This window comes from uncultured Olegusella sp., assembly GCF_947253395.1.
GTDB lineage: Bacteria > Actinomycetota > Coriobacteriia > Coriobacteriales > Atopobiaceae > Olegusella.
Genome location: NZ_CAMXYY010000087.1, coordinates 1 through 5816 on the forward strand (window position 1 = coordinate 1; position 5816 = coordinate 5816).

The 5816-nt window shown below is 49.6% G+C and carries 6 protein-coding genes; 5 read left to right on the plus strand and 1 reads right to left on the minus strand.

What is annotated here, in order from left to right:
- Positions 1-319: 319 nt before the first annotated feature.
- Positions 320-1207: a DeoR/GlpR family DNA-binding transcription regulator gene (locus Q0X25_RS06730; RefSeq protein WP_298580324.1), complete on the minus strand. Its 888-nt coding sequence runs from the start codon at positions 1205-1207 to the stop codon at positions 320-322.
- A 280-nt stretch (positions 1208-1487) separates the two neighbouring features.
- Here Q0X25_RS06730 and Q0X25_RS06735 point away from each other — a divergent pair, with 280 nt between their 5' ends.
- From Q0X25_RS06735 to Q0X25_RS06755, 5 genes are all read left to right on the plus strand, one after another.
- The gene (locus tag Q0X25_RS06735; protein WP_298580327.1) at positions 1488-1940 is read left to right on the plus strand and encodes a PTS sugar transporter subunit IIA; all 453 of its coding nucleotides are present in this window, start codon (positions 1488-1490) and stop codon (positions 1938-1940) included.
- A gap of 85 nt (positions 1941-2025) precedes the next feature.
- A complete protein-coding gene (locus tag Q0X25_RS06740; RefSeq protein ID WP_298580330.1) occupies positions 2026-3489 on the plus strand; it encodes a PTS ascorbate transporter subunit IIC in 1464 nt (487 codons plus the stop codon).
- Positions 3490-3682: 193 nt separating this feature from the next.
- Entirely contained in the window at positions 3683-3964 is a 282-nt protein-coding gene (locus Q0X25_RS06745) for a PTS sugar transporter subunit IIB (protein ID WP_298580333.1), read from the plus strand.
- An 80-nt stretch (positions 3965-4044) separates the two neighbouring features.
- Entirely contained in the window at positions 4045-4899 is an 855-nt protein-coding gene (locus Q0X25_RS06750; protein WP_298580335.1) for a transketolase, read from the plus strand.
- A partial coding sequence (locus Q0X25_RS06755; protein WP_298580338.1) for a transketolase family protein occupies positions 4900-5816 on the plus strand: 917 nt, incomplete at its 3' end.

Below are 5816 nucleotides of genomic sequence, written 5' to 3' on the forward strand. Positions count from 1 at the left end.
GCTGCATGGCATGCTGCAAGACGAGTTGATACCGCAGATACGCGTTCTTCTCGCACACCCTGCTCAAAGCTGTTGCAAGCTCAGGTTGCAACACTAGGCTTTCTACCTGCAGTTTTTACGTAGATATGCAGCTAAAAGACTGAGCAAATGAGCCATCACAACCTGAGGTTGGAATAGCTTGGGTCGTATAAAGGCGCCGTAAGCAGACACACGTTTTTCTCACGTGTGCGAATAGAGCGATGGAGTGATGGCGAATTTGAGAAAGAAGTGAGTTTCAGCTCAGGCGGATTTGTTTGGCTGAGAAATCGGCACGGCTCAGTTAGCTTGGATTTGAACGAAGCGTGGGAACGCCATAGCGAGAGAGCCTGGCTAAAATCTCAGGATCCGAAGCGTTTGTGATAATTGCTGAGAAGTCAGTGATGGAAGCAAAACGGAATACGCCAGGACGGTGGAATTTCTCTTCTTCTACTAGCAAAAAGCGATAGGAGGCGTTATGAATGACACGCTCTTTCATCTCGCCTGTGTCGATGGAATTGGAAGTTACGGCCCCTTGTGTGAGGTTGACGCCGCTCGCTCCGATAAACGCCTTCGCCATCAGCAAGGGCTCCAACAAACTTTGGGCAGCAGAACTCATTGAGCCTGCAACTTGCACATTGAGATAGCCAACCGTGCCTAACACCGTAACATGAGAGAGGGAAGACAAGCGCCGCTGCACTTCAATCATATTGGTGGTAACAATGACGCGCTTGTCGCCTTCGGCAATTAAATCTGCCAGCAACAGGTTTGTTCGTGACACATCCAAAAAGATGGAGTCGCCATTGTTGATTTCAAGATATGCACGCCGCGCAACTGCTTCACGAGCAAGGTGCGCTGTAGTGTCAGCTTCTTGTTTGACAGAAATGGGACCTGAGATAGGTTCGGAGATATTCCAAGGCCAAGGATGAGTCTGAGTAGTGGGACGGGAAGTAGGCTCGAAGTCTTGATTAAGATTTTGCCCACTCTGGCGGACAGCGGCGGGGGAGGGGTTAGTAGTCCTGCGAGCTCCACCGTAATAACGTTCAATACGGCCTTCACGAGAAAGGGCTTGTAAATCCTTGCGGATGCTATCGACGCTCACGTTAAAGCGACGTGCAAGGTTTTCGACACTAGCCGAACCCTCAATTTCAAGGATGGCAACAATCCGCGCCCAGCGCTCCCGACGAAACAAGTCCGCACCCCCCTCTCTAAGCTGAGGGACTTGTGAAAAAACTATCTCACGATACCTCCAAAACATTGACTCTTTTTTAAATTCATCATAAATATGTAGAAAATATGTACAAAACGAGAAAAAGGGGGAATGTGTACTTTTTCCGAACAAAACAGGAAAAACATGAATAGAATGTGCACGTACTGAGAAGTATCTATGAACTTTCCAGGGCTTATGTGCTAACAGAAAGGTCTTAGCTTGCTTCTGGTGTTGAGAGTCGATTTTTGAGGGAGGTAATACCATGAGTGCTATGTCTGACATGCTTAAAAGAGAAAACGTACAAATTGTTTCTTCTTGTGCAGATTGGCAAGATGCTATTCATGTTGCCGTCCAACCGTTGGTAGATGGTGGCTTTGTTACACCTGCCTATATTGACGGCATCATCGAAAACACAAACAAGTTTGGTCCGTACTTTGTGCTTGCTCCGGATTTGGCTCTGTTGCATGCCCGTCCTGATCAGGGCGTTATCAAGCAGCAGCTGGCGGTAACTATTGCGCGCCAGGGTGTTGAATTCAAGCCTGGTGAGCCTGTTCGTGTCATCGTTACCTTGGCTGCAACAGATCCCGATTCGCACATTGATGTGATGCGCGTCTTGGCAACGATGTTTGCCGATCCTGCAAATATCGAAAAAGTGGCAACCGCTGCTGATGCTGATGAGGTTTATAGGATTTTTGTTGAGGAGCCTGCCGCCTAATACGTAGCTTTGCGGCCCAGCCGTCAAAGGACGTTTGTAATATGAGCGGAACCATGTAAGGCACATTGCAACTGGAGGAGGAAAAATGGCAGTACTAGACTTTATTGTCAACATTCTGTCGACGCCGGCTATTCTAGTCGGTCTGCTTGCATTTGTGGGTCTTTGCCTGCAGAGCAAGCCTATCGAAGACATTGTCAGAGGCACCATTAAAACCATTGTTGGTTTCTTGGTGTTGTCCGCAGGTGCATCTTTCCTGCAGACTGGCTCTTTGCTCGCCTTTGGTGAGCTTTTTAACTACGCCTTTAACATGCAGGGCGTTGTTCCTAACAACGAGGCAGTTGTCGCTGACGCTCTTCAGAACTTTGGTACCAGCTCCGCCATCATCATGGCTTTGGGCATGGCACTCAATATTGTTCTGGCTCGCTTCTCCCGTATGCCTTATATCTTCCTGACGGGCCATCACACTCTGTACATGGCATGCATGATTGCTGTCATTCTTGGTGGCGCTGGTCACCTTGAGGGTGCTTCTCTCTACATTGCTGGTGGTTGCCTGCTGGGCCTCATCATGGTTTTGTCTCCTGCTTATTGCCAGGTCACCTTCCGCAAGGTCACTGGCACCGACGGTGTTGCTTTGGGTCACTTTGGTGGCATCGGTTATTGGTTTGCAGGTGTCATTGGTAAGCTTTTTGCTAATGACCCCAAGCGCAAAAGCACTGAGGAGATTAACTTCCCCAAGCGTCTTGTCTTCCTGCGTGATACCACCGTTTCCATTTCCATCACGATGATGGTCTTCTTCCTGATTGTTGTTGGCGTTGCTATTGCCAAGGGTCTCCTGAACATCGTTCCTGCTGATGCTGATGCAGCTGCAGCAGCTGAGCTGCTTGCTCCTTATGGTCTTACTGTTGGCAACCTTGGCGCGCTGCTTAATATTGGCACCGAGACCAAGACCAACTGGATTGTCTGGGCTCTTACCTCTGGCATGAGCTTTGCTGGTGGCGTTTACATCATCTTGTCTGGCGTCCGCCTGATCATCGGCGAGATTGTGCCTGCCTTCAAGGGTATCGCTGACAAGCTCGTTCCCGGCGCAAAGCCCGCTCTGGACTGCCCTGTTGCCTTCACCTATGCTCCCAACGCTGTTATCATTGGCTTCTTGAGCTCCTTCATCGGCGGTATCATTGGCCTGTTCATTCTTAACGGTATCAACGCAGCCATTCCAGTTGCCCTTATCCTTCCTGGTGTCGTACCACACTTCTTCTGCGGCGCAACCGCTGGTGTCTTTGGTAATGCTGAGGGTGGTCTCAAAGGCTGCATCGCTGGCTCCTTTGCACACGGCTTGCTCATTACCTTCCTGCCTATGATTTGCATGCCTGTCTTTAGCGCTCTGGGCTATGTTGGCAGCACATTCTCTGATGCTGACTTCTCCTGGATGGGCATTGTCTTTGGTAACACCGTCGGCTTTGCACAGGATGGTCTGCTTGTTGCTATTTGTGTCATCGTGTACTTGCTGCCGATTATCTATAACTTCGTCGCTCCCAAGAAGCAGGCTTAATACCTCAATTCTTGGCCGAATGATGAGATAGCACAACATGGAGCCGGGGTGCGCATGCCTTCGGCTCCTTCGCTAGAAGTACCGTTTATCGACGTTGTCAGTTATTCTGTAGCGCTGCGAGAAAAAGTAGATAGACTAGGTACGGACACGCCGCTAAAACGATTATCTGCGGCCCAACCAAAAGGAGATCACTATGGCTATTCGTAAAATTATGTGCGCCTGTGGTTCTGGTCTTGGTTCCAGTCTCATTGTTCATATGAACACTGAGGAAGTTGTCAAGAAACTTGGCCACAGCGAGATTGAGGTTGACCATACAACCGTTTCTGATATCAACCCTACAGCAGCCGACCTCTTTGTGGTTGGTGCTGACCTTGGCGACTTTATTGCGAACATCCCCGATGATCGCAAAGTTGTTCTGACTAACATCCTCGATAAGGCTGAACTTGAAGAAAAGCTCAAGGCAAAACTGGGCTAAAATTCCTACCAATCGCCCTGTGTAGCCTCGGCTCACAGGGCTTTTTTGTTTTGAAGGTTTTATAACTCACGGGAGGTACTGTGAAAGAAGAAGAGCTCAAGGAGGCAACGCTACTGGCAGCGCGTGTGCGCCGCGATGTACTTGCCATGTTGCAGCACCGTGGATATGGTCATGTCGGCGGTTCCTTGTCCTTGGTTGAGCTGATGGCTGATTTGTACACCAAGCAGCTCAAACACGACCCTGCAAACCCCAAGTGGGAAGAGCGCGATCGTATTGTCTTGTCCAAGGGCCATGCAGGTCCCGTTATGTATTCTGTGCTAGCAGAGCGAGGCTTTTTCCCTAAAGCGTGGCTCATGACGCTTAACGATGGTGGAACTAATCTGCCATCTCATACTGACCGCCTAAAAACTCCGGGTGTTGATGCAACGACCGGCTCGCTCGGCCAAGGCACTTCCGAAGCAGCAGGCATTGCGCAGGCACTTGCGCTCAAAGGATCTGATGCGTATACCTATCTCATCGTAGGCGATGGTGAACTCAATGAGGGCCAGTGCTGGGAGGCATTCCAGTTCATTGCAGCAAAGAAGCTTTCCAACTGTATCGTCTTTATCGATAGCAACAAAAAGCAACTTGATGGCACTATTGACGAGGTTCTTTACGGCTTTGATTACGTGGAGAAGATGAAAGCCTTTGGCTTTGAGACTCAAAAGGTCAACGGTCAAGATATTGCTGCGATTGATGCTGCTATTGAGGCTGCAAAGCAGAATAAATCCTCTGCTAACGCTATCGTTTTGGATACCGTTAAGGGTGCGGGTGTCAAGTACTTTGAGATCGCTGTTTCTAATCACTCCATGAAGTGGAATAACGACGAAATCAACCAGGCAACCGATGAAGCTATTGCTGATCTTGATGCAAAAATTGAAGGGAGTGAGGCATAAATGTTCACACTTTCCGAAACGCTTGGCAGCAAAGGCGCCTCATATCGCGACGCCATCTGCGATAGTATCATCGACCTCATGAACACTAACGACAAGGTTATTATGCTTGAAGCCGACCTTGGTGGCGCCTCTGGTACAAACAAGATTTTGAAAGCACACCCCAAACAATATGTGCAAGTAGGTATTGCTGAAGCAAACATGATGGGTATTGCGGCTGGTATGAGTTCTGAGGGATTTATTCCCTTTACTCATACCTTTGGGCCTTTTGCGACGCGTCGCGCTTTTGATCAGATTTTCCTATCTGGTGGTTATGCGGCCAATACTATCAATATCTGGGGTTCTGACCCTGGCTTTACGGTGGGCGCAAACGGTGGCACGCATACAACCTGGGAAGATGTTGCAATTATGCGTACATTGCCAGGTTCTGTTATCTGTGATGCGGCTGATGCAGTGCAAGCTGACTGGATTGTGCGTGAGTTTGCCAAGATGGAGGGTATTCATTATCTGCGCACGGGGCGCAAGGATGCTCCTTCCATTTATGCTGATGGCTCAACTTTTGAGATGGGCAAAGGCAACATAGTGCGCGAGGGCTCCGATGTGCTGATTATCAGCGCGGGCCAGCTGGTTGCCGATGCGCTTAAGGCAGCAGATCTGCTTGCCGAGAAGGGCATCTCTGTAGAGCTTATTGATATGTTCTGCATCAAGCCTCTCGATGTTGAGCTTGTCTTGGCTGAGGCGGTCGGCAAGCGTGCAGTGGTGACTTTCGAAAATCACAGCATCGTTGGTGGTTTGGGCGAGGCTGTTGCCGCTGCCCTCATGGAAGGCGGCATTGCGGTGCCGTTTAAGCGTCATGGCGTCAATGAGCGCTTTGGTCAGGTAGGTACACCCGAGTTCTTGCAGGCGGAGTTCAAGCTCAC

What these genes read in the sequence shown, in the direction of transcription:
- Q0X25_RS06735 (WP_298580327.1), top strand. Translation starts at nt 1,488, where the DNA reads ATGAGTGCTATGTCTGACATGCTTAAAAGAGAAAACGTACAAATTGTT.
- Q0X25_RS06740 (WP_298580330.1), top strand. Translation starts at nt 2,026, where the DNA reads ATGGCAGTACTAGACTTTATTGTCAACATTCTGTCGACGCCGGCTATT.
- Q0X25_RS06745 (WP_298580333.1), top strand. Translation starts at nt 3,683, where the DNA reads ATGGCTATTCGTAAAATTATGTGCGCCTGTGGTTCTGGTCTTGGTTCC.